Annotated in this window: 22 protein-coding genes and 1 pseudogene; 9 read left to right on the top strand and 14 right to left on the bottom strand. The window is 65.6% G+C overall.

The features are described from left to right. Positions 1-43: 43 nt before the first annotated feature. Positions 44-1,768, top strand: coding sequence for an MFS transporter (locus ACPXCG_RS21740; RefSeq protein WP_425794333.1), 1,725 nt, complete (start codon positions 44-46; stop codon positions 1,766-1,768). 16 nt (positions 1,769-1,784) lie between these two features. On the opposite strand, the gene ACPXCG_RS21735 is transcribed toward ACPXCG_RS21740, so the two are convergent. The 3 genes from ACPXCG_RS21735 to ACPXCG_RS21725 all read right to left on the bottom strand — a co-directional run bounded on the left by ACPXCG_RS21735 (position 1,785) and on the right by ACPXCG_RS21725 (position 4,653). Beyond that, positions 1,785-2,588: an alpha/beta fold hydrolase gene (locus tag ACPXCG_RS21735; RefSeq protein WP_425794331.1), complete on the bottom strand. Its 804-nt coding sequence runs from the start codon at positions 2,586-2,588 to the stop codon at positions 1,785-1,787. Then, positions 2,585-2,884 (bottom strand): hypothetical protein, encoded by a 300-nt coding sequence (locus ACPXCG_RS21730; protein WP_425794330.1) that lies wholly within the window; start codon positions 2,882-2,884, stop codon positions 2,585-2,587. The genes ACPXCG_RS21735 and ACPXCG_RS21730 overlap by 4 nt, the downstream gene beginning before the upstream one ends. A 137-nt stretch (positions 2,885-3,021) precedes the next feature. Beyond that, positions 3,022-4,653 (bottom strand): alkaline phosphatase D family protein, encoded by a 1,632-nt coding sequence (locus ACPXCG_RS21725; protein ID WP_425794329.1) that lies wholly within the window; start codon positions 4,651-4,653, stop codon positions 3,022-3,024. 376 nt (positions 4,654-5,029) lie between these two features. Here ACPXCG_RS21725 and ACPXCG_RS21720 point away from each other — a divergent pair, with 376 nt between their 5' ends. From ACPXCG_RS21720 to fadD5, 3 genes are all read left to right on the top strand, one after another. Next, on the top strand, positions 5,030-10,522 hold the full coding sequence (locus ACPXCG_RS21720; protein ID WP_425794328.1) for a carboxyl transferase domain-containing protein: 5,493 nt from the start codon (positions 5,030-5,032) through the stop codon (positions 10,520-10,522). Between the two features lie 231 nt (positions 10,523-10,753). Then, positions 10,754-10,948 (top strand): hypothetical protein, encoded by a 195-nt coding sequence (locus tag ACPXCG_RS21715; protein WP_425794327.1) that lies wholly within the window; start codon positions 10,754-10,756, stop codon positions 10,946-10,948. Between the two features lie 165 nt (positions 10,949-11,113). After that, positions 11,114-12,721, top strand: coding sequence for a fatty-acid--CoA ligase FadD5 (fadD5, locus tag ACPXCG_RS21710; RefSeq protein ID WP_425794326.1), 1,608 nt, complete (start codon positions 11,114-11,116; stop codon positions 12,719-12,721). 16 nt (positions 12,722-12,737) lie between these two features. On the opposite strand, the gene ACPXCG_RS21705 is transcribed toward fadD5, so the two are convergent. The 3 genes and pseudogenes from ACPXCG_RS21705 to ACPXCG_RS21695 form a co-directional block, all read right to left on the bottom strand. Further along, positions 12,738-12,926: a hypothetical protein gene (locus tag ACPXCG_RS21705; protein ID WP_425794538.1), complete on the bottom strand. Its 189-nt coding sequence runs from the start codon at positions 12,924-12,926 to the stop codon at positions 12,738-12,740. After that, positions 12,887-12,991, bottom strand: a pseudogene (locus ACPXCG_RS21700) (class I SAM-dependent methyltransferase); the annotation flags it as partial. The pseudogene ACPXCG_RS21700 and the gene ACPXCG_RS21705, both read right to left, overlap by 40 nt. A 16-nt stretch (positions 12,992-13,007) precedes the next feature. Beyond that, positions 13,008-13,859 (bottom strand): 3-hydroxybutyryl-CoA dehydrogenase, encoded by an 852-nt coding sequence (locus ACPXCG_RS21695; protein ID WP_425794325.1) that lies wholly within the window; start codon positions 13,857-13,859, stop codon positions 13,008-13,010. A gap of 220 nt (positions 13,860-14,079) precedes the next feature. Between ACPXCG_RS21695 and ACPXCG_RS21690 the strand changes: the two genes are divergently transcribed. Then, the gene (locus ACPXCG_RS21690) at positions 14,080-14,724 is read left to right on the top strand and encodes a hypothetical protein (RefSeq protein WP_425794324.1); all 645 of its coding nucleotides are present in this window, start codon (positions 14,080-14,082) and stop codon (positions 14,722-14,724) included. Between the two features lie 18 nt (positions 14,725-14,742). Continuing rightward, positions 14,743-15,837, top strand: a complete 1,095-nt coding sequence (locus ACPXCG_RS21685; protein ID WP_425794323.1) for a hypothetical protein — start codon at positions 14,743-14,745, stop codon at positions 15,835-15,837. Positions 15,838-15,877: 40 nt separating this feature from the next. Here ACPXCG_RS21685 and ACPXCG_RS21680 read toward each other — a convergent pair whose 3' ends face one another. Next, complete coding sequence (locus ACPXCG_RS21680) at positions 15,878-17,047, bottom strand: DUF4185 domain-containing protein (RefSeq protein ID WP_425794322.1); 1,170 nt, start codon at positions 17,045-17,047, stop codon at positions 15,878-15,880. A 164-nt stretch (positions 17,048-17,211) separates the two neighbouring features. Here ACPXCG_RS21680 and ACPXCG_RS21675 point away from each other — a divergent pair, with 164 nt between their 5' ends. Both ACPXCG_RS21675 and ACPXCG_RS21670 read left to right on the top strand, forming a co-directional pair. Further along, entirely contained in the window at positions 17,212-17,553 is a 342-nt protein-coding gene (locus tag ACPXCG_RS21675; RefSeq protein ID WP_425794321.1) for an ArsR/SmtB family transcription factor, read from the top strand. Positions 17,554-17,556: 3 nt separating this feature from the next. Next, complete coding sequence (locus tag ACPXCG_RS21670) at positions 17,557-18,042, top strand: SRPBCC family protein (RefSeq protein ID WP_425794320.1); 486 nt, start codon at positions 17,557-17,559, stop codon at positions 18,040-18,042. Between the two features lie 42 nt (positions 18,043-18,084). On the opposite strand, the gene ACPXCG_RS21665 is transcribed toward ACPXCG_RS21670, so the two are convergent. Continuing rightward, a complete protein-coding gene (locus tag ACPXCG_RS21665; protein WP_425794319.1) occupies positions 18,085-18,324 on the bottom strand; it encodes a hypothetical protein in 240 nt (79 codons plus the stop codon). A gap of 161 nt (positions 18,325-18,485) precedes the next feature. Between ACPXCG_RS21665 and ACPXCG_RS21660 the strand changes: the two genes are divergently transcribed. After that, on the top strand, positions 18,486-18,866 hold the full coding sequence (locus ACPXCG_RS21660) for a VOC family protein (RefSeq protein ID WP_425794318.1): 381 nt from the start codon (positions 18,486-18,488) through the stop codon (positions 18,864-18,866). 70 nt (positions 18,867-18,936) lie between these two features. Here the strand turns inward: ACPXCG_RS21660 and ACPXCG_RS21655 are convergent, their stop codons facing one another. The 6 genes from ACPXCG_RS21655 to ACPXCG_RS21630 all read right to left on the bottom strand — a co-directional run bounded on the left by ACPXCG_RS21655 (position 18,937) and on the right by ACPXCG_RS21630 (position 24,591). Beyond that, positions 18,937-19,839 (bottom strand): NADP-dependent oxidoreductase, encoded by a 903-nt coding sequence (locus ACPXCG_RS21655; RefSeq protein WP_425794317.1) that lies wholly within the window; start codon positions 19,837-19,839, stop codon positions 18,937-18,939. A 58-nt stretch (positions 19,840-19,897) separates the two neighbouring features. Beyond that, on the bottom strand, positions 19,898-21,442 hold the full coding sequence (locus ACPXCG_RS21650; RefSeq protein ID WP_425794315.1) for an FAD-dependent monooxygenase: 1,545 nt from the start codon (positions 21,440-21,442) through the stop codon (positions 19,898-19,900). Positions 21,443-21,448: 6 nt separating this feature from the next. Beyond that, positions 21,449-21,577, bottom strand: a complete 129-nt coding sequence (locus tag ACPXCG_RS21645; RefSeq protein ID WP_425794313.1) for an alpha/beta fold hydrolase — start codon at positions 21,575-21,577, stop codon at positions 21,449-21,451. A gap of 395 nt (positions 21,578-21,972) precedes the next feature. Further along, complete coding sequence (locus ACPXCG_RS21640; RefSeq protein ID WP_425794312.1) at positions 21,973-22,782, bottom strand: alpha/beta hydrolase; 810 nt, start codon at positions 22,780-22,782, stop codon at positions 21,973-21,975. Positions 22,783-22,842: 60 nt separating this feature from the next. Next, positions 22,843-23,628 (bottom strand): SDR family NAD(P)-dependent oxidoreductase, encoded by a 786-nt coding sequence (locus ACPXCG_RS21635; protein WP_425794311.1) that lies wholly within the window; start codon positions 23,626-23,628, stop codon positions 22,843-22,845. A gap of 324 nt (positions 23,629-23,952) precedes the next feature. Beyond that, a complete protein-coding gene (locus tag ACPXCG_RS21630; protein ID WP_425794310.1) occupies positions 23,953-24,591 on the bottom strand; it encodes an LGFP repeat-containing protein in 639 nt (212 codons plus the stop codon). Positions 24,592-24,815 lie beyond the last annotated feature (224 nt).

Here is a 24,815-nt window from a genome sequence, read left to right as displayed (position 1 = left end):
GGATATGACCGACCCAATTCGACCCTTGCAGACGGGAAATCGCGTGACACAGACCAATGCAGAACCAGACAAGGAACGAATCGCAGGCTCGCCGACAGGCGGTCTACACTCGCTCTGGGACCGCAAGCTCGATCACTATCCGCTCCCGGCGGCACGATACCGATACCTGGCCATCACGGTGCTGGCGACGGTCATCTTGTACTACCAGCTCTACATCCAGGGCGCCGTGGCGACAAAGATCATCGTGTCGTTCGGCATGACCTTCACCCAGTTCGTCGTCGTCTCGATCGTCGGGAACCTCCTGGGCGCCTTCGCATCTCTGGCGGCGGGCCTGGCGGATCGTTGGGGCCGCGCCAACCTGGTGGTCATCGGCCTGTTCATCACCGGCCTGCTGGTGCTGTTCGCGCTCCCACATGCGCCGAACACCTTGTGGTACATCATCTTCTTCGCTGTGCTGAGCATTGTCGAGGGCATGATCCTGGTGGCGACACCTGCGTTGATCCGGGACTTCTCGCCGCAGGTCGGACGTGCTCAAGCGATGGGATTCTGGACGATGGGCCCCGTGCTCGGCAGTCTCGTCGTGACCATGGTGTCGAGCAATACACTCGACAACCACCCGGATTGGCGGTTTCAGTTCTACGTCTGCGGGATCGCCGGTTTGATCGTCGCGGTGATCGCGCTGGTCGGCCTCCGCGAATTGTCGCCAGGGCTCCGTGACCAGTTGATGGTCAGCCTGAACGAACGGGCCCTGATCGAGGCGCGGGCCGGCGGTCTCGACACCGAGACCGCCCTGCGCGGGCATTGGCGCCAGATGATGCGGTTCGACATCGTCGGACCGGCGATCGCGATCAGCCTGTTCCTCATGTTCTATTACATCGCGGTCGGGTTCTTCGTCGTCTACTTCGCCACCACATTCGGCTACTCGGAGGCTCGTGCCAACGCCCTGGCGAACTGGTATTGGATCGCCAACGCGATCGCCCTCATCGTCGCCGGTGTGGTCTCCGACAAGATCCGGGTGCGCAAGCCGCTCATGGCCATCGGGACCGTGATCTCCGTGATCGGCACCGCGATCTTCGCGATGCTCAGCACCCATGCCGATACGAGCTATTACACCTTCGCACTGGTGCTCGTGGTCATCGCGGTGGGTGGCGGCATCGCCTACTGCGCATGGATGGCCAGTTTCACCGAGACCGTCGAGCGCCACAATCCGGCCGCCACTGCGACCGGTCTGGCGATCTGGGGATGGACTGTTCGCATCACGGTGACGCTGGCACTCATTGTGCTGACCTTTGTGGTGCCGGCCACCTCGACTCTGGTCGACCAGGGAACGCGGGTCTCCCACATCGTCGCCGAGTATCCGGAACAAGTCGCGACCGCGAGTGCCGTCGAGCCGGCGACCCTGAGCGCGCTGGCCGCGAATCCACGCGATGTGCGGGCAGGCGTGGCCGCCGTGGGGCAGTTGATGGGTGCGGGCCTCGCGGCGACCCCGCGGGAGGCAGCGGCTCGCCTGCAACAATTGAGCACCGACCCGATTCCGCCGGGGGATCAGGCGTACCTGGCCGAACATGCGGCCGATGTCCAACAAGCCCAGAAGGACAACCCGGGTCAGTGGAAGATCTGGTGGTGGATCTGCGTCGTCGCCCAGATCTTGTTCGTGCCGTTCATCTTTGTGCTGAGCGGGCGGTGGAATCCGCGCCGGGCCCGGGAGGACGCACTCGCCCACGAAGCGATGATCCAACGCGAACTCGCCGCGCTGCACCGCGGCTGACCGCGGCGACGAGGGGTCACCGGAGGGCGTCTAGCAGTGCGGTCCGGAACTCCGGGTTCCGGACCGCACCCAGGTGGTCACCGGGCACTCGGATCAGTGTGGCCGACAGCCTTTTCGCGAGGACCTCGGGCCGATTCGCGAGATCGTCGTCGACACCGGCGATCACCACGGCGATCTGGACCGAGATCTGTTCGAAGGCGATCGGCTCGGTGTTGACCGCCTCGGCCTGCGCCGCCAGCGCAAGCCGGTCGTTGTCCGATGCGTCGGCGAACAGCCGGAATCGGCGGGCGGCCGGGTCGGTCACGGTCGCCGGGTCGTCGGCACGCAGGGCGTCGGCGAGGGCACGCTGGTCGATCACCCTGGTGTCGACACCACCGAGGTCCACCACGCCCGCACCGACACCGCCCACGACGAGCCGCCGAATCCGATTGTCGTGCACCGCAGTCAGCAATGAGACGATCGCGCCCATCGAGTACCCGACCAGATCCACTTCGGTCAGGTCCAGCGAGTCGAACAACTCCACTAGGTCCCGCGCCATGCGGCTCTCGCCGTAACTGGCGGAATCATGCGGTTTATCCGATTCTCCGTGCCCACGCGCATCGACCAATATCACCTGACGGCCTTCGGCCACAAGAGCATCCACCAGTCCGGCCGCCATCCAGTTCTGTGCACCACTGGACGCGAATCCGTGCTGCAGGACGACCGGTGGTCGGCCGGAGGCATTCCCGCCAGTAGCGTCCCCGCCAGAAGCGTCCCCGAACGTGCGGTAGGAGATGGCGACCTGGTCGCCGACGATGAATCGATGCGCTGCCGTGTTCACGCTTTGCACCCTAGCGAATGGTTGACGATGTGAACCATCGTCGACCGTCGGCAATCCATCCCGCCCGCGTAGGCGCGGATCATGATGCGTGCCGTCTTACTCGATGCACCGGGCCCGCCGGAATCTCTGACCATCCGCTCGGTTCCGCCTCCCACACCTGCGGTCGGCTGGGTTCTCATACGAATCAGGTCATTTGGCCTGAACCGATCAGAGTTGCATTTTCGGCGGGGGATGGGATCGTTCGGCAGTTTCTCGATGACGTTGCCGCCGGCCGTGCCACCGTCCCGATCGGTCATTTTTACAATTCGACGAGGTCGCCACGGCACACCGCGACATGGAAGACGGCACGCTGCTCGGCAAGGGCGTTGTGCTGACGGAATGACCGACACGTCGGGGCGCGGCCGACCCGACCACGGAGGGCTGCAGACCCGCCTCAGTCGGTGAGGGACACCCGCGTGATCTCGGAAAGCTCTCCACCTTCACGTGGCTGTTCGAAGACGACCCGAGCGGTACGCCCGTCGGTCATCAGGGTGGCGATGGTGTTGCCGAAAAACGGACCCCCGACGTCGGACCAGTTGATGGGCAGCGGGGGAGATCCGAGGTGCCGGGCCCACGCGCGGGTCAGGCGAGCGGCTCGCGGCGACCACGCATGCTCCAGAACCGGCTTGACGTATCCGGGGACATGATTGTGCACAGGCGAGCACACCAGCTGGTGAACTGCGGTCGCCGTCGTACCGGGGTGGTCGGCCCGTGCCACATAGCTGTGATGTACGTCGCCGGAGAGAACGCAGACGGTGGCAGGAGCACGGCCGGACTGCGTGGCCACGCCGATGATCAGGTCGCTGAGCCTCCGGAACGACTCCATGAACGCCGGCCAATGCTCGAAATCGGTTGCCTGACGAATCTTTTCGGCAAGCCGTCCGCGGAGGCCGGTGCGGTTGGCCGCGATCTCGTTGATCGTCTGCAGGTCACCGAGCGCAGGGGGCAGCAGCCACGGCAGTGATGACCCCAGGATCAGGTGGTCGACTCGGTCGACACCGTCTGTCATCTGTTCCTCGAGCCAGGCGAACTCCCGATCACTCAACATCTTTCGGGAACCGCCCGACAGGATTCGACCGTTGCGCGAGTCGATCATGACGAGTCTGGCCGTTCCCAGATCCCATCGGTAACTGAACCGCAGACCCTTTTCTCCGTCGGCGTCGTCGTCGGCCCGGTCGGCGAGAGCGACCAGCAGCGGCCAGCAGTCACCGGTGGAGTCGACGACCTTTCGGTAATCGTCGTCGACGGCGAGTTCGGTGGGACTGAGATTGCCGAGATGCTGATACACCCAGTAGGAGGCGAGTCCCGCCCGAATCCGTTCCCGCCACCACGGCACGGAGCTCATCGAGGCACGCCACGCGGCGGAGGTGTTCCAGTCGTCGCGGATGTCGTGGTCGTCGAAGATCATCGCGATGGGCACTGTGGACATGAGCCATCGGATCTCCGGATCGCCCCACGTGTGCCGATAGAGCCCCTCGTACTCGGTGAAGCTCACAACCTCGTCGGGTGGACGTTTGGTACGAACCGAGCCGCTGCGGCGGCCGGCCAGGCGACGACGCGCCTCCGGGGTCAGCTCGTCGGCGTAGACCTGGTCGCCGAGCAGGATCACGACGTCGGGCAGCGCCGACACCGGTTGCCCGGTCAGTCGTGTGGCGTAGCAATCCAGTGCATCCGAACCGAGCTTTTCGTCCAGCGCGGCGTCGCCGGTCTTGGGGTAGCGACACGACCCGAAGACCACCCGAAGACTTTTGTCACGGTCGGCTCCGCGGGTCCGGATCACGCTCGGTGGGTAGCGGGACTCCTGGTGCGGCCACTCCTGCGTCCCGTTGACGTGAAGTCGGTACTCGGTGGTCGAGCCCGGCGTCAGACCGTCGACCACGACCAGCGCGTAGTGGCAGCCCCGAACCTCGAACGTCGACGCACGGCAGCCCAGTACCTCGACCTCGGCACGTTCGTCGGTCTGAACCCAGATCGTTGCGGTGGTCTCACCTACGTGACGCAAGATCGGACCGAGGACGAGAGCCATCGGTACAGCCTAGGTGGCGCCGGCGAGGCCGCCTCGTCGGCGCTCGACGGGTCACCGTGTGAAGAATGCGCACTTGCCACGTATCCGCGCAAGTGGCGACTTGCGCGGATACGTGGCAAGTGCGCGGGAGCGTTGCGGCGTGCGCACGTATGGCCTCGACGTGCAGGTCAGGCTGTATCTTCCACACCCCGACCGAAAACGTCACAGTGCCCGTACTCGCGCGTAGGGAATCGATTCGCCACAATCGTGCGAGGTGCGTCGCCGGCATCCAGCGCCGGCACGGAGCACACCGACCCCGTCCTCGGGCGTATCGGTCGAGACGGGCGCCGCGACCTCCGCGGCCGACACGTAGGAATCGAAGAGATTGGAGTCGGTGATGTTCACACGCATTGCCATCGTGAACCGCGGCGAGTCCGCCATGCGACTCATCCATGCCGTCCGCGGCCTGTCCGCGGAGACCGGCCGACCGATCGAGGTCGTCGCTCTTTACACCGATGCGGATCGCAACGCGACATTTGTGCGTGAAGCCGACATCGCCTACGACCTCGGGCCCGCTGCCGCGCGGCCCTATCTGAACCTCGAGGTCCTCGAGCGCGCACTCCTCGCGACCGGTGTCGACGCAGCCTGGGTCGGCTGGGGCTTCGTTGCGGAGGATCCGCTCTTCGCCGAACTGTGCGAGCGCATCGGCGTCACTTTCGTCGGGCCTTCGCCGGAGGCGATGCGCAAACTCGGCGACAAGATCGGCGCCAAGCTGATTGCCGAAGAGGTCGGCGTCCCGGTGGCGCCCTGGAGCCGTGGCGCCGTCGCGACCATCGACGACGCCGTGGCGGCCTCGGCCGAGATCGGGTACCCGCTGATGCTCAAGGCGACCGCGGGCGGCGGCGGCCGGGGTATTCGCGTCGTGACGAATGACGGCGATCTCCGCGAGGCCTACGAGCGCACCCGCGACGAGGCGGCCCGAGCCTTCGGCAGCGGCGTCGTTTTCCTCGAACGCCTCGTCACCGGCGCGCGTCACGTCGAGGTCCAGGTGATCGCCGATGGTCAGGGCACCGCCTGGGCGCTGGGCGTGCGTGATTGCTCGGTGCAGCGACGAAACCAGAAGGTCATCGAGGAGTCCGCGTCGCCGGTCCTCTCCGAGGCGCAGGTGGCCGAACTCAAGACGTCCGCCGAACGACTGGCCGTGGCCGTGGGCTATCGGGGCGCGGCAACCGTGGAGTTCCTCTATCACCCCGGCGAGCAACTGTTCGCGTTCCTCGAGGTCAACACTCGTCTGCAGGTCGAGCATCCGATCACCGAGGCCACCACCGGCTTCGACCTGGTCCGGGCGCAACTGCATGTGGCCTCGGGTGGCCGTCTCGAAGGCGAGCCACCGGCAGAACGCGGGCACGCCATCGAGGCCCGCCTCAACGCCGAGGATCCCGACCGCGACTTCGCGCCGTCTCCCGGCCGCATCGCACGTCTCGAACTGCCCGCCGGACCGGGCATCCGTGTCGACACCGGGGTCAGCGAGGGCGACACCATTCCCGCCGACTTCGACTCGATGATCGCCAAGATCATCGCCTACGGCCGCGACCGCGACGAGGCACTCGGACGTCTGCGCCGGGCGATGGTGCAGACCCGGGTGATCATCGAAGGCGGCGCGACCAACAAGAGCTTCGTCCTCGAATTGCTCAACCAGCCCGAGGTGATCGACGGCAGCGCCGACACCGGCTGGATCGATCGGGTGCGGGCCGAGGGGCGACTGGTCGCCCATCGTCACTCGGCGGTCGCGCTGGCCGCAGCGGCCATCGACGCCTACGAGGAAGGCGAGTCGGTGGAACGTCATCGGCTGCTGTCCACCGCGTCGGGTGGTCGGCCACAGGTGCAGCACGACAGCGGGCGTCCGCTCGATCTCAAGCTGCGGGGTGTCGGTTACCGGGTCCGCGTCGCGCGGATCGGCGCGCACCGTTTCCGTATCGGCATCGAAGCCGGCGAGCAGACCCGCACCGCCGACGTCGACCTCGAACGTTTTGACGAGCACACCGCTCAGATCGTCCTGAACGGCGTCCGCTACCGACTGGTGACCGACACCCACGGACCGATCCACCTCGTCGACGTCGACGGGGTCACTCATCGGGTCAGTCGCGACGAGGGCGGCGTGGTCCGCTCACCCGCCCCCGCGCTGGTCGTCGCCACTCCACTGGAGGTTGGCGCCGAGGTCGAGGCAGGCGCACCCGTACTGGTGCTGGAGAGCATGAAGATGGAGACGGTCCTGCGCGCGCCGGTCCGGAGCCGCTTGAAGGAAAGCCTGGTGTCGGTCGGCACGCAGGTGGAGACCGGTGTGCCGTTGCTGCGCCTGGAACCGCTCAGCGATGACGACGAGGCCGAGACGCCCGACGACGCGACCGCCGACGTCGACATCGAACTGCCCGACGAGCCCGTGGACGTGTCACCGCAGGAGCGCACCGGACGCAGCCTGGAGGATCTCCGCAGCCTGCTGCTGGGGTACGACGTGGACCCACACGATCGCACCCGACTGCTCGACGACTACCTCACCACCCGCCGCGTGGCGATCGAGAGCGGTCGTCGCCCGCTCGCCGACGAACTCGAACTGATCACCGTATTCGCCGACCTCGCCAAGCTGAGCCAGAATCGGCCGTCGGGGGAGGCCATCGGCGACGAGCGCGTGCACAGTTCACGCGAGAGCTTCCACACCTATCTGCAGAGCCTCGACGTCGAGCGCGACGGACTGCCGGAGGCGTTCCACGCGCAACTGGGCCGAGCGCTCGCACACTACGGGGTGACCGATCTCGATCGCACCCCAGAGCTCGAGGCCGCGGTCTTCCGGATCTTCCTGGCCTTGCAGAACCCCGGCGACTCGGCCACCGTGCTCACCACCCTGCTGCGCGAGTGGCTCGGGGAGCCGACCCCGCGCGATGAGCTGAGGGATTCCGTCGGCACGGCGCTCGATCGGCTGGTGGCCGCGACTCAGGTGCGGTTCCCCGTCATCGCCGACCTCGCGCGTGGACTCATCTACGCGTGGTACGGACAGGAGCTGCTGCGTCGCAATCGCGCACGGGTCTACGACAATGTCCGCGATCATCTGCGCTATCTCGACGACAACCCCGATGCCGCAGACCGCGCCAAGCGCATCTCGGAGATGGTCCGCAGCACCGAGCCCCTGGTGCGGCTCCTCGCGCAACAGGTGGTGCGCGGCAAGGCCGACAACACCGTGATGCTGGAGGTCCTGACCCGTCGCTACTACGGGAACAAGGGACTCGCCGATGTGCGGATCCAGCAGGCGGGCGGCGCCCGTTTCGTGGTCGCCGAGCGGGAGGGCGCGAAGCTGGCGTCGGCGGCGGTCAGCTTCGACAATCTGGGACCTGCTCTGGCCGGACTGGCCGAACTGGCTCGCGACACCCCGTCCATCGATGCCGACATCTACCTGAGTTGGGAACAACAACCCGAGGACTTCGACGCGATGGCGTCGACTCTGCACGAGGTCATCGCGGCGACCCCGATGCCCAGCCAGGTACACCGCATCACCACCACGGTTGCCGGCAGTGGTGATGCGCTGATGCATCACCACTTCACCTTCCGGCCGTCTGCGACCGGCATGGCAGAAGAACGTCTGATCCGTGGCCTGCATCCCCACATCGCGCAGCGCATGCAGATGGAGCGCCTGCACAAATTCGATCTCACCCGGCTGAGCTCGTCCGACGACGAGGAGGTCTACCTCTTCCGGTGCGTCGCCCGCGACAACCCGTCCGACGACCGCCTCATCGCGTTCGCACAGGTGCGCGACCTCACCGCGGTGCGCGAACACGACGGCCGACTGCTGGCTCTGCCGACCGCCGAGACGATCCTGGCGTCGTGTGTCGATTCGATCCGACGGGCGCAGCGCCCGTCCGGCCGGACCGCCGACACCAACCGCATCATCATGTACATCTGGCCGCCGATGGACGTCACCGCCGAGGAACTCGCAGCGATCGCCGGATACATCCGGGCCATCGCTGCCGGCGTCGGGCTCGAGGAGGTTCAGCTGATCGCGCGTCGACGCGACCACGACACCGGGATCTTGTCGAAGGTCGCCGTGCGATTCTCGATCAACGCCACGGGTAGCTTCGACGTCAGCGTCGGTGAGCCTTCCGACGAGCCGATCGAACCCGTCGACGGGTATCGCCAGAAGGTGCTGCGCGCGGCGAAGCGCAACACCGTCTACCCGTACGAGCTGGCCGGCCTACTGGGCGAGTTCTCCGAGTACGACCTGAATGCCGAGCAGGTACTGGAGCCGGTGGACCGTCCGAAGGGCGGCAACACCGCCGCCATGGTGGTCGGGGTGGTCACCACACCGACCGACAAGTACCCGCAGGGCGTCACCCGAGTGGTGCTGCTCGGCGATCCGACAAAATCGCTCGGTGCACTGTCGGAACCGGAGTGCAGCCGGGTGATCGGAGCGCTGGACCTCGCCGAACGGATGCAGGTGCCGCTCGAGTGGTTTGCGCTGTCGTCGGGTGCCCGGATCTCCATGGACTCGGGAACCGAGAACATGGACTGGGTGGCGCGCGCACTCAAGCGCGTCGTCGAGTTCACCCAGGCAGGCGGTGAGATCAACATCGTGGTGGCGGGTATCAACGTCGGCGCGCAGCCGTACTGGAATGCCGAGGCCACGATGCTGATGCACACCAAGGGCATCCTGGTGATGACCCCGGATTCCGCGATGGTGCTGACCGGCAAGCAGTCCCTCGACTTCTCCGGTGGTGTTTCGGCCGAGGACAACTTCGGCATCGGCGGATACGACCGCGTGATGGGCCCCAACGGGCAGGCGCAGTACTGGGTGCCGAACCTGGGTGCTGCCAAGGATCTGCTGATGAGCCACTACGACCACACCTACGTCGTGCCCGGTGAGCAGACGCCGCGGCGGTCACTGACAAGCGACCCGGCCGATCGGGACATCTCCGATTATCCGCACGTTCTGGCGGGTAGCGACTTCACCACGGTCGGCCACATCTTCTCGTCCGAGACAAATCCGGATCGCAAGAAGCCCTTCGACATCCGGACGGTGATGCGCGCGCTGGCCGACCAGGACCACGTGGTGCTGGAACGCTGGGCGGGCATGGCCGACGCCGAGACGGCCGTGGTCTGCGATGTCCACCTGGGCGGGATCCCGGTGTGCCTGCTCGGGATCGAATCGCGGGAGGTGCAACGCCGCGGCTACAAGCCGACCGACGGTCCGGACACCTACACCGCCGGCACACTGTTCCCGCAGTCGTCGAAGAAGGCCGCGCGAGCGATCAACGTTGCCAGCGGCAACCGTCCGCTCGTGGTGCTCGCCAACCTGTCCGGTTTCGACGGTTCGCCCGAGTCGTTGCGGAAACTGCAGCTGGAGTACGGTGCGGAGATCGGTCGCGCGATCGTGAACTTCCAAGGGCCCATTGTGTTCTGCGTGATCTCGCGGTATCACGGCGGCGCCTTTGTGGTGTTCTCCAAGGCACTGAATCCGAATATGACCGTGCTGGCCATCGAAGGCTCGTACGCATCGGTGCTCGGCGGCGCCCCGGCCGCCGCGGTGGTGTTCGCCGGCGAGGTCGGCAAGCGCACCGCGGCCGACTCACGCATCCGCGAACTCGAGACGCGGGTGGCGGAGGCCTCCGGAACCGACCGATCGACGTTGAGCGCGGAGCTCGCGGAGATGCGCCAGTCCGTCCGAGCGGAGAAGATCGGCGAGGTGGCCGCGGAGTTCGACGCCGTCCACAGCATCCAGCGCGCCGTCGAGGTCGGCTCCGTCGATGCGGTGATCCGTGCCGCCGAGTTGCGGCCCCAGATCATCGGGGCGATCGAGGCGAGTACCGCTTGGTCGGGACAGGGTGCACAGGTAGGGGTTTCGTAACGCGACAGCCTGTCGACAGTGCCATGTCCCGGTAGAACGGGGCATGGCATCTGTTCGGCTGGCTATGTTGGGTTGCTGATCGGGAAAAGACGGGACATTCGGGTGCGCAGCTATCTGGCGCTCGACGATCGCGTCTCAACTGCCGGTCTTGCGCTCGTCGGGCGGTTCCCCGTCCTCCCTCCTGCCTTGACGCGGGCACCGCATCGAGGTAGCGACCGGTGGAACATCGTGGTGCGCAACCGCACTACCGGGCAACAAGCCACCGCCCACGGTGCCGGACAGTCGGCAACGACCGGAGAGCTGACCGCGCGAGCCGCCGTCGCGGCTGCCACGTCGCCGTCGTCGGGGAGCGTGACCGTCGCCGACCTGGCGACACCTGACGATCTGCGTCCCACACCGGGCGTCTCGGAGATCGTCGTTGGATGACCACGGGAGGCATGAGGCTCGGCAACTGTGCTGCCTCAACTCAGGTCTCTACCAGATTCGACGACCGACCACGGCGAGCCGCGTCGCGTCCTACCGTGTAATCGAGGGCACCTCGCGAGGAACTCGAGGACCTCCGAACCGCTTCCGACCACCAGGAGATCGAACATGACCGTCACCACCGAGTCGACCAGTGACCTCGTGGCCGAGCCGATGCGCTCGCGCCGCAACCACTGGAACAACCAGGTGCGTCGGCATGCGTTCATGACGCCCGACCGCACCGCTGTGACATATCTCGGGAAGGCGACCACGTGGCGAGAGCTCGACGAACGGTCGCGTTCGTTCGCCGCCGCCCTGCATCGCCGCGGCGTGCGGTTCGGCGATCGTGTCCTGATGGCCTTGCTCAATCGCACCGAGTACATCGAAGCGGTGTTGGGCGCCAACCTGATCGGCGCCATCCCGGTCCCGGTGAACATCCGGATGAGCCCAGCCGAGGTGGCCTTCCTCGTCACCGACAGCGGCGCCAGGGTGATCGTCACCGAGAAGCTGCTCGCACCGGTGGCGGAGGCGGTCAGTACATCCACGGGCGCCATCGACACCACGATCGTCGTCGATCGCGGGGACAACGGCACCCAACTGGACTACGAAACGCTCATCGCCGAGGACCCGACCGATCTGCCCGAGATCGACGTCCCGGAGGACACCGTCGCCGTGATCATGTACACCTCGGGAACAACCGGAAAACCCAAGGGTGCCATGCTGACCCACACGAATCTCCAGGCGCAGGCGGTGACCACGATCAGTGCGGCGCAGGGGAGCACCGACGACGACGTCGCCTCGGTGGTACCGCCCATCTTCCACATCGCCGGCCTCGCCGCGTTCGCGCCGGTGTTCTATCGCGGCATCCGGTCGGTGATACATCCACTCGGCGCATTCGATCCCGAGACGATGCTCGACACACTCGAACGCGAGGGCACCACCTCGGTCTTCATGGTCCCGGCCCAATGGCAGGCCGTGTGCGCCGCGCAGCAGGCCCGTCCTCGCGATCTCAAGCTGCGGACGATCAGCTGGGGAGCCGCTCCGGCGTCGGACTCCGTGCTCAACGCGATGAACGAGAACTTCCCCGCCGCACTCAACATGACCGCGTTCGGCCAGACCGAGATGTCGCCTGTCACATGCATTCTCGAAGGCAAGGATGCGCTACGCAAGATCGGTTCGATCGGTAAGGTCGTGCCGGCGGTGACCGCTCGCGTCGTCGACCCGATGATGAACGACGTGAAACCCGGAGAGGTCGGCGAGATCGTCTACCGCGGGCCGAACATGATGAAGGGCTACTGGCAGAACCCGCAGGCCACCGCGGATGCGTTCCGCGGCGGATGGTTCCACTCCGGCGACCTGGTGCGCCAGGACGACGAGGGCTTCCTCTACGTGGTGGATCGCGCCAAGGACATGATCATCTCCGGCGGCGAGAACATCTACTGCGCCGAGGTCGAGAACGTGCTGTACGGCCATCCCAAGATCGCCGAGGCAGCCATCATCGGCCGCGCTGATGACCGATGGGGAGAAGTGCCGGTGGGGATCGTGGTCCTCGCCGACGGCGTCGACGATCTCACCCTCGCCGAACTCGAGCCCTACCTCAATGAGAATCTGGCGCGCTTCAAGCATCCGAAGGATCTGGTCGTCCTTGATGAACTGCCGCGGAACGCCGGCGGCAAGGTGGTGAAACCCCGGCTGCGCGAAGCATATGGGAGCAAGGACGCCGGGCTGGCCGACTGATCGCACTGCGCGAGAGTCAGCGGCGGGCGTCGATCAGGTGCCGGGTCGAATGCGCGACGAATGGCCGGCCTGCACGCATGTCCGCGGCCATCTCGCACAACGTGTTCGCATACGTGCCGATCGAGAAGTCGGCCACCCACCACACGCACTTGCGGAGAATCCACACCACGGCGGGCGTTGCTCGGTTGCGCGGCCGTCCAGCCAATCGAAGCCCCACCCACTCACGTCGGCGGACGCGGCCTCCGCGACGAGCGACTCGAAGGACCGCATCCCCACACCGCGTCCGCTACTTCGAGTAGTCGTAGAACCCCTTGCCGGCCTTCTTGCCGAGATATCCGGCATCGACCATCCGCTGCAACAGCGGCGGGGGAGCGAGATGCGGTTCGCGGAACTCCTGATACAGCGATTCGGCGACGTCGAGGACCACGTCGAGACCGACGGTATCGCTCAACGTGAGCGGCCCCATCGGGTGTGCGCAGCCGTTGATCATGCCGGCGTCGATGTCTTCCTTTGTCGCGTAACCGCTCTCGTACATACGAATCGCGCTGACGAGATACGGGATGAGCAAGGCGTTGACGACGAAGCCGCCGCGGTCACCGGCCTGGATGGTCCGCTTGCCCAGATGGTCGCGGGCATACGTGGTGACGGTGTCGATCGCCTCGGTCGAGCTGGCGAGACTCGCGATGATCTCGACCAGGGGCATCACCGGCACCGGATTGAAGAAATGCACGCCCACCACCCGGGACGGATCGGCGACATTCTTCGCCACCCGGATGATCGGGATGGACGAGGTGTTGGTCGCGAGAATCGCGTCGGCGGCCGTCACCTGATCGAGTTCGGCGAAGAAGCCGACCTTCAGGGACTCGATCTCGGGCAGGGCCTCGATCACCAGTTCCCGGTCACCGAAGTCGGCGATGGACCTGGTGGTCCGCAGTCGGGCGAGCGACTCCGTGGCCTGCTCCTCGGTGATCTTGCCCGCCTTCGCACCGCGTGCCAGCGACTTCTCGATCCGAGCGCGAGCGGCGTCGGCCGCGTCCTGGTCACGTTCGAGAACCAGAACCTCGTCGCCCGCGCGTGCGGCCACCTCGGCGATCCCGGCGCCCATCGTCCCGCCGCCCACTACTCCCAGGTGTGTCACGTGTAAAGCCTCCCGTGTCGAGATCGGATATCGGGCGTCGACGGCTCTGCGCCGTCGACGCACTCTGATGACAACCTAACGGGCTCGGCCCGGCACGTCTCGATCGGATCAGGCAACCGGCGGTCCTGACCGCGGAACTTTTCATCGCGTGGCCGCATCCAACCCAGTGTTCACACCGACCGGAAGCGACGCGAGGGGCCAGAAAATGACAGTCAGCAGCATGAATGACGAGCCGAGCACCGAGCTCGATCGCACAGACGACCCATGCGTGGTGCGCAGGCACCCGCTGGAACGGTTACGCAAGCTGGTGGTCGCGGCACTGACCATGACCGCGCTGCTGATGGGTCTGGGTCTGTCGACAGCAGCTCCGGCATCGGCGGGCCCGCCGGATTGCTCGTCGTTGCCGGCCCGGATAGCCGCCCACAATCAGGAGGTCGAGCAGCAGACCGCCTATGCGCGATCGGTGAATGCATCGGGCGGGGGCACGCCGGCGCAGGTCGCTCAGTACGAGGCGCAGAAGGCGCGCGACAACGCCGAACAGAGGGCCCTGGCCGAAGAGCAGGCTGGGTGTAGCCGACGGGCCGGTGGCCCGGCGCAGGAGAGGGGCCGTGAAGCGACTGTCCCGCGACCCGAATGGCCCGCGGCCGGTCACGCGAATCAGCTTCCCAAGTCGGGCAGTATGCCCTATGTTCCGCCGAAGAGTGCCCACAGCCGCCCCAAGTCGGTCCGGAACGGCGGATTCGTCGACAACAAGGGCCGCACGTGGACGTGGGACAAGTCTCGTCATGGTGGGGAACACTGGGACGTGGTGGATCGCAGCGGTCACCATGTGAACGTGTATCCCAACGGCCATGTCCGCGGTTAGGAGAGGCAGGAACAGGTGATGGAACTTCTGACAGGCGTGGATCCCGGCCTCCTTCCCGATTGGGCCGATCCGAGGCTGGTCGTACGGATCAGCGGGTACGGCGACGCCCTCTTCGCAATCGTGGGGAACCCCCACACCTTCCGCGGTCTCGTCGCAGTCAACGATCTCGCGGCCGGACAGAACATGTCGGTACGGCCATCACAGATCCTCGATGCCACCGAATATGCGGAAGGCTGGCTTCAGGGATACCTCAGCGGCAACGAACCCTCGCCGCCACCCAACGATGCGCTGGAAGAGTTGCGCTGGGATCGTGAACGGGCATTGTTCCACATGTATGAACGCGAAATGCCGCCATCATCTCAGGGCCGGTACGTCGTGGACGCCATCCGATCCTCCGACGGTATCCCCGAGATCGAGGCTTATCGGGCGGTCGCGACCATCTTCGCCGAACTGTCTGTCTCGCATGGACTATGGCGTCACAACAGTTGGCTCCCGGTGACCGCGGACCGCGCATCGCTACCCGCGGTCGGGATGATCACCGCCGACGAGGTCGCTGCCGCCTTCCGGTGTGTCAATCCCGCTTACGCGACCGACGGCACTATCGACACGTGGCAGAGCACGCTGCGCGTGATCAACGTTCACAGTGGCGCGGTCGCGGCGGGCCTGGTCGAAATCCTTATCGAGCTCGACACCAGCGGGTCGTCGGTCGACCGGCTTCACGTCGTGGTCAATGTGGAACGGCCAGACCGGATCGCGGCCGACGACCACACGACTTCCGAGAATCTGCTCGAAGACGTGTTGAGGGCGGTCATCGTCGGCGTCGACCCCGACGTAGCGTCTGTGGCCCACGGTGCCGCCCTCTACGAGGGGGAGCCGTTCTCGATTGATCCGCCTGACGAATCCGACGACCCCACACCGCCCATACTGCCAGGATTCCTGACCTACGTCGCCACGCGGCTGCAACCCGACCTGGATCCGATCGCCCCGCTGCCGTTCGATCGTCAACCGGTCGGTTCTGGAGTCCTCATCCGGCACCGAGGTGGCCTCACCATGACCGCCGAGACCGCGAACGAGCTTTCTCGGGCACTGAACTCGAGTACATCGGCACGGTGATGACGACACCGGGCGGACACGACTACTCGCAGACGACGACTCACAGACATAGCCTTCGAAGCGCATCGAGAGCACTCTCGGCGTCGGCGATCTCATCGGCCATACCGGATTCCCCGCGCAAATGTTCGAGCGTAGCCATCCACTCCGGGATCCGCTGCGCGACAATGGCACGGTCCGGAGATGCCGTGGAGACCGAACTCAGGGTGGTCGCGAACTGCATGACGTGATACGGCCAATGGGTGCTGGTATTCCATTGCGACACAGCGAGGTCAACCCCTCCAGGAGTGTCGAGGGTGGAGCCGGGGATGACATACCCCCCGTATGCCTGCGCGACCCGGCCGGACGGATGATCCTCGGCCGACCAGTCGGCGATCTCGGCGATCGGCATGGTCTTCACGCGCTGGCCGACGTTGTCGATCGGACGGTCGAGTACGCGGTAGGACAACCCCCGATCGGAGATGCAGAATCCACCGAGGACCCAGCCGACGTCGCGGCCGCTCCCCAAACGGCGGAAGGTCGTCTCGCGCCAGACCTCACCCTCCGGGGTGATCACCGTCGGAGGGTTTCCCCACGCCCACGCACCGTCGCGGTAACCCCATCCGATGTACGCGTTGCCGTTGCCGATGTCGGCGGGCCGAACGGCACGCAGGATCATTCCTGAGCCTGATTGGAACGCGGTGGAGATGACGTAGACCCATCCGTCGTCCGGATCGAAATCCCACGTCCACGACTGCGCCAGGCCGTCGTGCAGGTCTGCCGCGAAGGTGGCCTCGGGTCCCATGTGGCCCCACGTGACGCCGTTGTCCGACGATCGCCATATCTCGGTCCAGTGCACGGTGGGGAAACCTCGTACGACGATGGCGTGCAGGTAAAGGTCGTCTCCCACGCGAAGCAGATCGCTCGGGATCACCGTGGAGAAACCACCGCGATGCCACGGGGGAGAGTCGTGGATATAGGGCCAGAGCTGGCGTGCATAGGTCGGATCCGGTCCGCCGGCGCGCTCCCAGACCACCTGCCCCTCGGTGCTCCGGTTCCCGATCAACACCACCGGCGAACGCCAGTCCGCCGACCCCGCCCGCGCCTTGCGGTAGGTGTCGCCGAACACGGCGACGATGTCGCCGTTGGGAGCCTGCACCATTGCACCGAGATCGGCAGCGCCCACACCGAACTGGGTGGACAGGCCCGGACCGGTGAGGTCTCCGACCTTCATACTCCCAGCTGTTCGACGACCTCGTCTCCATCTCATCAGCGCTGCCTCGGTGTCTCCATACGGGTTCGGCTGCCATCTGGCCGCGAGCCTACGCCGCTCGCGGTATGTCGTTCCATGAATCGCACGAGGGTTGACATACAACCATATGGTTGTATGTTTGAAGGGTGACCGATGCGGACGAGGACAGGGCAGACGCCCTGTTCCACGCGCTCTCCGATCGCACACGACGGGACATCATGCGTCGTGTACTGACCGGCGAGCGTTCGGTCTCGGTATTGGCGGCCGAGTACGACATGAGCTTTGCCGCCGTACAGAAGCATGTCGCCGTGCTCGAACGCGCCGGCCTGCTCACCAAACGTCGCCACGGCCGCGAGCAACTCGCGACCGGCGACGTCACCGCGGTGCGCGCGGTGGCGACCCTGCTCACCGAGCTCGAGGCGGTCTGGCGGGGCCGGATCGCGCGCATCGACGAACTCATCGCAACGGAATCATCACAGGAGGACTGATCAATGCCTGTCACCAATGTCACCCATGACATCGACTCCCGCACCCTCACCATCACCGCCGAGTTCGCCGCACCGGCGGCACGTATCTGGCAGTTGTACGCCGATCCGCGCCAGCTCGAAAAGATCTGGGGCCCACCGACGTATCCCGCGACGGTCGTCGAACACGACTTCACTCCCGGTGGTCGCGTCACGTACTACATGACGAGTCCCGAAGGGGAGAAGTTCGGCGGCTACTGGGTGCTCAAGACGATCGACGAACCGAACGGGTTCACCTTCGAGGACGGCTTCGCCGACGACGACTTCAGACCGATCGAGTCCATGCCGGTGTCGACGAACACCTATGCATTCGAAGAACGAGACGGTCAGACGGTCGCGACCTACGTCAGCGCTTACGAAACCGCCGAAGCGTTGGAGAAGGTGCTCGAGATGGGCATCGTCGAAGGGGCGTCCGGAGCCATCAATCAGATCGATACGTTGGTCGCCGGATAGAGACCCATGTGGTCGAGCACATCCGGCCGTCGGCCAACCACTTCAGAACGCCCCGATCGCGTGCCGATATCGGTCGGCGTCCTCCGAAAGGCATTGCGCCAGTTCGTCAGATCGTTCGATGGTGAAGTCGCCGTCCAGCCGTGTGAGAGTGGCCGCGACGCCGACGACGGTCTGGCCACCCAGCACGGCACGGGACGTGTGGTCGTCGATCGGGGTCACCGTGCCCTCGGCAGAGGCGATTTGTCCGTCAACTCGTCGGCGGGCGCATGCAAGGTCACTCATTTCGGCCTCATGGGCGGCCAACGCGATCGGAGCCGGCGCTCAGGTCGTGTGGTGGAGGCGACCGGCCAATCCGGCAACGCAACCCTCGACCCACAGATCCGATGACTTCGGCCCCCGGGATCAGTCTGTCCTGTACGGGCAACAACGATCAGGAGCACACAATGGCTGCAACCACGCGAATCATCAGCGTTTCCATCCCGGTCGGGGATCAGGACAAGGCGATCGACTTCTACACCCAGACACTGGGGTGCGAGTTGGTCAACGATATGGAGCTGTGGCCGGGTGCAAGACTTGTGGAGGTCCGTCCACCCGGTTCGACCGTTTCGCTGCTTCTCCTCCCACCGAACAGCGAGATCCCGGTGGCCGTCCGACTCGGTACGACCGATGCGGATGAGGCGCACGCTCGCCTGACGGCAGCGGGCGCCACCGTGCACAACGACGAGCCGCTTCGCTGGGAGGGTGTCCCGCCGATGTTCGCCTTTGCCGACGGTGACGGCAACACGCTCGTCTACCTCGAAGAGGGCGAGCCGACGGGCGCCTGAGATCCGCAATCATCATCGAACTCCGTGGCATGCTCCTCGCCGGACAAGGCGTCGACGGTCCGGAACCGTGTCAGTCGACCAGCAGCACGATCTTGCCTCGGCCGTGCCCTTTCTCGCCGAATCGGTGCGCCTCGGCGACCTCGGTCAACGGGAATGTCTGTACCGGCGGGAGATCGAAGCGCCCGGAGGCGATCAGGTCGGCGATCCCGGCGAGCGCGTGGTGGGCGCGTCCGGAGTCACCGCGGCTGAACCGCACGCCATGTTCCTGGGCTCCGGCGAAATCGGCGATGGTCACGACGTGGTCCGCACCACCGGTGAGCTCGACGAGCTCGGGCAGGACACCGCTCCCGGCCACGTCGAGCGCGAGGTCGACGCCGGTGGGTGAAATCGCACGAACCCGCTCGACGAGTCCGTCGCCGTAGGCGACCGGCTCGGCCCCTATCGACCGGAGGTACTCGTGACTGGCTGGACTCGCGGTGCCGATCACGCACGCGCCGCGGGCCGCGGCGAGTTGGACCGCAGCACTCCCAACGCTGCCGGAGGCCCCGCTGATGAGGACCGTGCTGCCGTCACCAGCGCCGAGTTGGTCGAGCGCGCGCGTGGCTGTCTCGACGGCAGCCGGTAGAGCCGCCGCACCGGCGAAATCCAGCGATGACGGGATGGGTGCATAGTGTGACAGCACAGCAAGTTTCGCTTGGCTCGCACCGTCATCGGAGAATCCATACACGCGATCGCCGTGGTTCACGTTGTCGACGCCGACGCCGATCTCGTCGACAACGCCCGCCGCCTCGTAACCGATGGTCTGCGGCAGATCCGGATCCATCAGACCGCTGCGCTTCTTCCAATCACTCGCGCTCACACCGGCCGCACGCACCGCAATTCGAATCTGGCCCGGACCCGGATGGGGGTCCGGAAGATCCGCGATCTCCAGGACCTCGGGACCGCCGAACCTGCTGAAACGTGCTGCCTTCATCGCTCGCTCCGATCTGCCCCCGGCCGTCGCACCACCCGAGGCCCAACCGTACCGGCTCTCAAGGGGGTATCAGTCCGGACACAGCGGCGTCGACGGCGCCGAGATCGTCGTGGGCGATCGCACCGATGTAGCCATCCGGTCGGATGAGAAACACCGTGTCCGAGGTGATTCCGTAGGTCGTCGCGAAATCACCGGCGACGTCCGCGAGGACCACAGTCGAGGCGTCGCGTTCGACCTCGGCCGAATTGATCGCCACGGTGCGCAGTTGCGCACCGACACTCGGCCATCCGAGCTGGCCGAGATACTCGGCAGCGGTCGGCCCGTGGCCGACCAAGGTGAAGTGCGGGCCCGCATAGAGATCGAAGAGGCGCACCGGGCCGCCACCGTCGGCTCGCAACAGCCGGGAGTCGGGGGCGCGGTCGCCGACCCGCAGCGTGCGGGTGGACTCTGCGTGCGCCGGGGCCAGTGGCCCGCCCCGATACGTGATGTTCAACTGGCGCTCGTCGTCGCCCCGCTTGAGTGCTGACGGATCGAGCTTGTTGAGCTTTTCATAGTTCTTGGTGGACAGCCCGAGCACACGCGCGGCGATCGGTTGTCGTTCGGCCTCATAGGTATCGAGCAGACTTGCCGGTGCGCCGGCCAGTACCTGAGACAGTTTCCAACCGAGGTTGTAAGCATCTTGGACGCCGGTGTTGAGGCCTTGGGCCCCGGCCGGGGTGTGGACGTGAGCGGCGTCGCCTGCGAGAAATATGCGCCGGTCACGATAGTGCTGTGCCAGCCGAATATTGGGACGAAACACCGATTTCCAGGAGATCTCACCGAGCTGTATCCGTCCATTGCCGGTGCGGGTGCGGACGAGATCGGTGAGTGCGTCGTCGGCGAGATCGGCGGTGTCGTCGTCGCGGATGCGGATCATCCATTGGAATTGCCCGGAATTGGGCAATGGGCATGCGCCGGTGAATTTGCCTCCCAGCGCCGGCCAGATATGCCAGCGATCGCGCCTCAGCCCGTGTGTCACGGCGTCGAGGATGATCATCCGGTCCGCATCATCGGTGGTTCCTTCGAACGGGATCGACTGCGATTTCCGGACACTGCTACCGCCGCCGTCCGCACCCACCGCGAACCGCGCGCAGGTCTCTGTGGTGCCGTCGGCGCCGACGATGGTCGCCGTCACCGATTCATCGTTCTGGTGGATGCCGATGAGTTCGGAGCGATATTCGACGGTGGTACCGAGAGCGTCGAGTCGTGCATGAAGGGCGGCGACAGTGCTGTGCTGGGCAATGAGCCAGGTACTGGGGTAGGGCACGTCGGTGCTCGGGTCCTCGACCGCGACCATTCGCTTCGGAATGGTGAGTGGGCCGAGGTGGATTCCCATCGACGGGTAGGTACTGCCCGCGGCCTCGATCTCGTCGATGACACCGAGGTCGGCGAACACCTCGAGACTGCGCGGCTGAATCCCCTTGGCGCGCGAGCCTTCGAAGCCGGCGGGGGCTCGATCGATGATCCGGACTGTGTGGCCGCGGCGGACGAGATCGATCGCGAGCGTGGTGCCGGTCGGCCCTGCTCCGACGATCAGGACGTCGACGGGTTCGTTGGAGGTCATCAGGATTCAGTGCTCGGAGAGTGAGGTGAGGAATGTGGTGAAGACGTCGGCGACGTCGTCGGGCCGCTCGTAGGAAGCCATGTGTCCACAGTTGGGGATGACGTGGGTGCGCGCAGGTCCGAGTAGCGCCTCCACTTCGGGCAGTCGGCCGACCGGAGTGACAGCATCCTCGGCGCCCCAGACCGGCAGAGTGGGGATACCCGACGACTGCTGGCGACGGTACAGGTCGTGCCGATTGACGAGGGGGTAGTCGGCGACTGTCGAGAGGAGTACAGCGACCCGACCAGTTTGTCCATCAGCACACCGACGCTGGCGTACGGCAGCAGACCGACACCACGAGGCAACCGCTGTTCCATGCCGGCGGGACCGACCAAGCCCACCGAGTGCAGCGTCGGCGAGTGGTGACGGACGTACGACATCGCAATCACCGCCCCAGCGATGATCGATGATCCGACGACATGACGCGGCTGTACATCTTCTACCGATCACCGCGCTCGCGAGCCATCGCCAAGCCACCGTTTCGCCCGAAATCACAACCCCTTGTCGCCGAGCCACGTCAGCGCGGCGGTCGCAACCTCTTCCCACCCGTCGTCGATCGTGAGTGAGTGTCCGCGACCGTCGAACTCCTGGTATTCGGTGACCGACGCGCCACCGGAATACATCGCGAACACCTCGCGAGTGACCTTTGCCGGGACAGTATGGTCGTCGGAGCCCGAGGTCAACAGCAGTGGTCCCCGAACGGCATCGTGGGTGTCGACGGCAGCGGGAGATCCACGATGGAAGTTTGCGGTGGCGTCCTCGAACAGCGGACGGCCCGGTCCCGGGATGGTCCATTTCTCGTGCAGCTCGTCCGATGCCTCCTCACTGAGGGTGTTCCCGAAGGCGTAGTGGAATTGCTTGGCCGTCAACGAGACAGCCTTCTTTCGGTTGCCCGGATTGGACAACACCGGGAATGCCGACTTCAACTGAGAGAAGGGGAGTGCCTTGACACCCTTGATGGGCGCCGGGTCGATCGCGACCGCCGCCGCGACCAGGTCGTTGGCGAGCAACTCCTGCGCGATCAGCCCTCCGAACGAGTGCCCGATCGCGATCGGCTTGACGTCCGGTGTGCCGATCAGGTCGGCGTAGTGCTCACATATCTGCTGTATCCCAACGTCGTTCATTCCGTCGGGGTTGGCGCGCGTCAGCTCCACCGTGTCGCCGTCGCCTGGCCACCCGGGCGCCGTGGCGGCGTAGCCATGCTTGCCGAAGAAATCGATCCAGGGATCCCACGCACTCGAGTGGATCCACAGGCCGTGGATGAACAGAATCGGATTGGTCTTGTTGTCGCTGGCGCTCATGAATCGGGTCCGATCGTCGATGGGTGGGCGAAATGGTGAACGGTCTTGTCGTCTGGGCGATCACAGCGTGGTGATCAAGCCGCCGTCGATCGTGAAGTCGGCGCCGGTCACGTTCGCCGACCTGTCGCTCGCCAGGTACACGACGAGGTCGGCTACTTCTTGCGGCGTGGTGAAGCGTCCCGTCACCGACTCTGCCGCCGCGTGCTGCGCAACGTCATCGGCCGATCCGCCTGCGGCGCGTGCAATCGACTCGGCCACCCCGCCTTTCCCGAGCCAGAGCGCGGTCGAGACGGGGCCCGGGCTGATCGTGTTCACCCGAATATTCTGCGCGCCGTACTCTTTCGACAGAGATTTGCAGAGGTTTGTCACCGCAGCCTTGACAGCGCTGTAGTCGACCACGCCGGGATCCGGCAGGAATGCGTTGACCGAACCGATGGTGACCACCGATCCACCACCGCGCCTGATCATCTGGGGTATCGCGGCCCTGGTGGTTCGCACCGTTGCCATCACCCCGAGAGTCCAGGACGCCAGCCATTGTTCGTCTGTGACACTGATGAAACCATCGGGACGTGGTGTCACCGCGCCGGCATTGTTGACGAGGATGTCGACACCACCGACCTCTTCGGCGCGGTTGATCAGCTCGATCGGTCCTTCTGGCGTCGACAGGTCCACCGCCACATGGGTGACGAGGCCGGTGTCCTCCAGGGTCGCCAATTCGGGTCCCCGGCTTCGTGAACCGGCGATGACATGAACTCCCTCTTCGGTCAACGCGGTTGCCACCGCCAGTCCGATGCCTTTGCTCGCACCGGTGACAACTGCGAGCCTTCCCGCAAGACCGAGGTCCATCCCATGTCCACTCGTCGAAGGTGGTCGTACGGTAAGCCGCCCCGGTGTCGCAGCGACCAGGCATGGAGCGGTCGGCCGGGTGCCTGAACCCGTGATGGCGCGACTACGTACTTGGGGACTTTATCGCTGTTCGACCCGCGAGGAGAAGCAACGAGAGAGATCGCCCCGAACGGGCGGGGGGGGGGTGGCAGCGGCATCTCGCACCCTCGCAGACGATTACGCAGCGGTCATCGGCCACATTGTTCACGGGCCACATTGCGAGAGTCGATTGCGCCCCATCCGTGTCGAACGCGGATGGGGCGCAATCTGCGTGAGATCGATCGGCTATTGCGGCGCCACCACGGTGCCGTTGACGGTGACCTCGACCTGATCGGTCGACTCGGTCCAGGTGATCTTGCCGTGTTCGAACGTCGACGTCTTGACGCCATCCGCATCGGTTTCGTCGCTGGTGGCGACGCCGAGCGGACCTTGCGACCCGCCCTTGCCATCGGGCGCAGGCTTGCCCGTCTCATCGCGGGTAACGTTCCACGCATCACGGATCTTGCCCCACGTTATGTAGGCAGGCGTGCCGGCGTCGGCGTTCTTGGCGGTGATGACCCCGCCGTCGAACTGCTGGAACACCACACCGTTGTCCCCGGTGCCCGAGGCATCCGCACCGGTCTTCGGAGCGCCGAGATCGGCCTTCTGCTTCTCCGTGGCCGTCTGATATTTCGCCGCGATCGGGCCGGACAGCGTCACCTTGGTGCCGTCGGCAGCGGTCAGTTCGACGGATCCGTTCGCGCCGGAAGCCTCGCCGGACGCCTCCGCGGAGCCCGATGCACCTGACTCCGAACCCATCACCGCCGATGATGCCGCGGACGCTGTAGACGAGTCACTGCTGTCATCGCTACAACCTGCCACACCGAGCGTGGCGATCGAGGCAGCCGCGGCAATGGCGACAACCCGTCGAGTGGTCTGCTTCATGATGTCCCTTTCGGTTTCTCAGAGCACTTACCTGATGGGTCGACGCACGAAGCGCACCCGGGACGACCGTAACGAGAACAACGTCGGCAAATACAGGGTTTGCCAGAAAGAATTCTGGAGCTCCATACAGTCGCGCGCCGCGCAGGAGTGGTGCCAAGGAACGTCCGACACGCCCTCCTAGGCAGCGACTCGGCCAATGCCTCAGTCGCACAGACAGGTTCGAA

The sequence above is a fragment of the Gordonia sp. DT218 genome (assembly GCF_049847105.1).
Taxonomy (GTDB): domain Bacteria; phylum Actinomycetota; class Actinomycetes; order Mycobacteriales; family Mycobacteriaceae; genus Gordonia.
The sequence above is the reverse complement of the archived record's forward strand: the minus strand, read 5'-3'. Positions and strand labels throughout refer to the sequence as shown.

Coding starts and splice junctions, on each gene's coding strand:
- ACPXCG_RS21730 (WP_425794330.1), bottom strand. CDS start 2,884: ATGACCGATCGGGACGGTGGCACGGCCGGCGGCAACGTCATCGAGAAA.
- ACPXCG_RS21725 (WP_425794329.1), bottom strand. CDS start 4,653: ATGGCTCTCGTCCTCGGTCCGATCTTGCGTCACGTAGGTGAGACCACC.
- ACPXCG_RS21720 (WP_425794328.1), top strand. CDS start 5,030: ATGTTCACACGCATTGCCATCGTGAACCGCGGCGAGTCCGCCATGCGA.
- fadD5 (WP_425794326.1), top strand. CDS start 11,114: ATGACCGTCACCACCGAGTCGACCAGTGACCTCGTGGCCGAGCCGATG.
- ACPXCG_RS21690 (WP_425794324.1), top strand. CDS start 14,080: ATGAATGACGAGCCGAGCACCGAGCTCGATCGCACAGACGACCCATGC.
- ACPXCG_RS21685 (WP_425794323.1), top strand. CDS start 14,743: ATGGAACTTCTGACAGGCGTGGATCCCGGCCTCCTTCCCGATTGGGCC.
- ACPXCG_RS21680 (WP_425794322.1), bottom strand. CDS start 17,047: ATGAAGGTCGGAGACCTCACCGGTCCGGGCCTGTCCACCCAGTTCGGT.
- ACPXCG_RS21670 (WP_425794320.1), top strand. CDS start 17,557: ATGCCTGTCACCAATGTCACCCATGACATCGACTCCCGCACCCTCACC.
- ACPXCG_RS21665 (WP_425794319.1), bottom strand. CDS start 18,324: ATGAGTGACCTTGCATGCGCCCGCCGACGAGTTGACGGACAAATCGCC.
- ACPXCG_RS21660 (WP_425794318.1), top strand. CDS start 18,486: ATGGCTGCAACCACGCGAATCATCAGCGTTTCCATCCCGGTCGGGGAT.
- ACPXCG_RS21655 (WP_425794317.1), bottom strand. CDS start 19,839: ATGAAGGCAGCACGTTTCAGCAGGTTCGGCGGTCCCGAGGTCCTGGAG.
- ACPXCG_RS21650 (WP_425794315.1), bottom strand. CDS start 21,442: ATGACCTCCAACGAACCCGTCGACGTCCTGATCGTCGGAGCAGGGCCG.
- ACPXCG_RS21640 (WP_425794312.1), bottom strand. CDS start 22,782: ATGAGCGCCAGCGACAACAAGACCAATCCGATTCTGTTCATCCACGGC.
- ACPXCG_RS21635 (WP_425794311.1), bottom strand. CDS start 23,628: ATGGACCTCGGTCTTGCGGGAAGGCTCGCAGTTGTCACCGGTGCGAGC.
- ACPXCG_RS21630 (WP_425794310.1), bottom strand. CDS start 24,591: ATGAAGCAGACCACTCGACGGGTTGTCGCCATTGCCGCGGCTGCCTCG.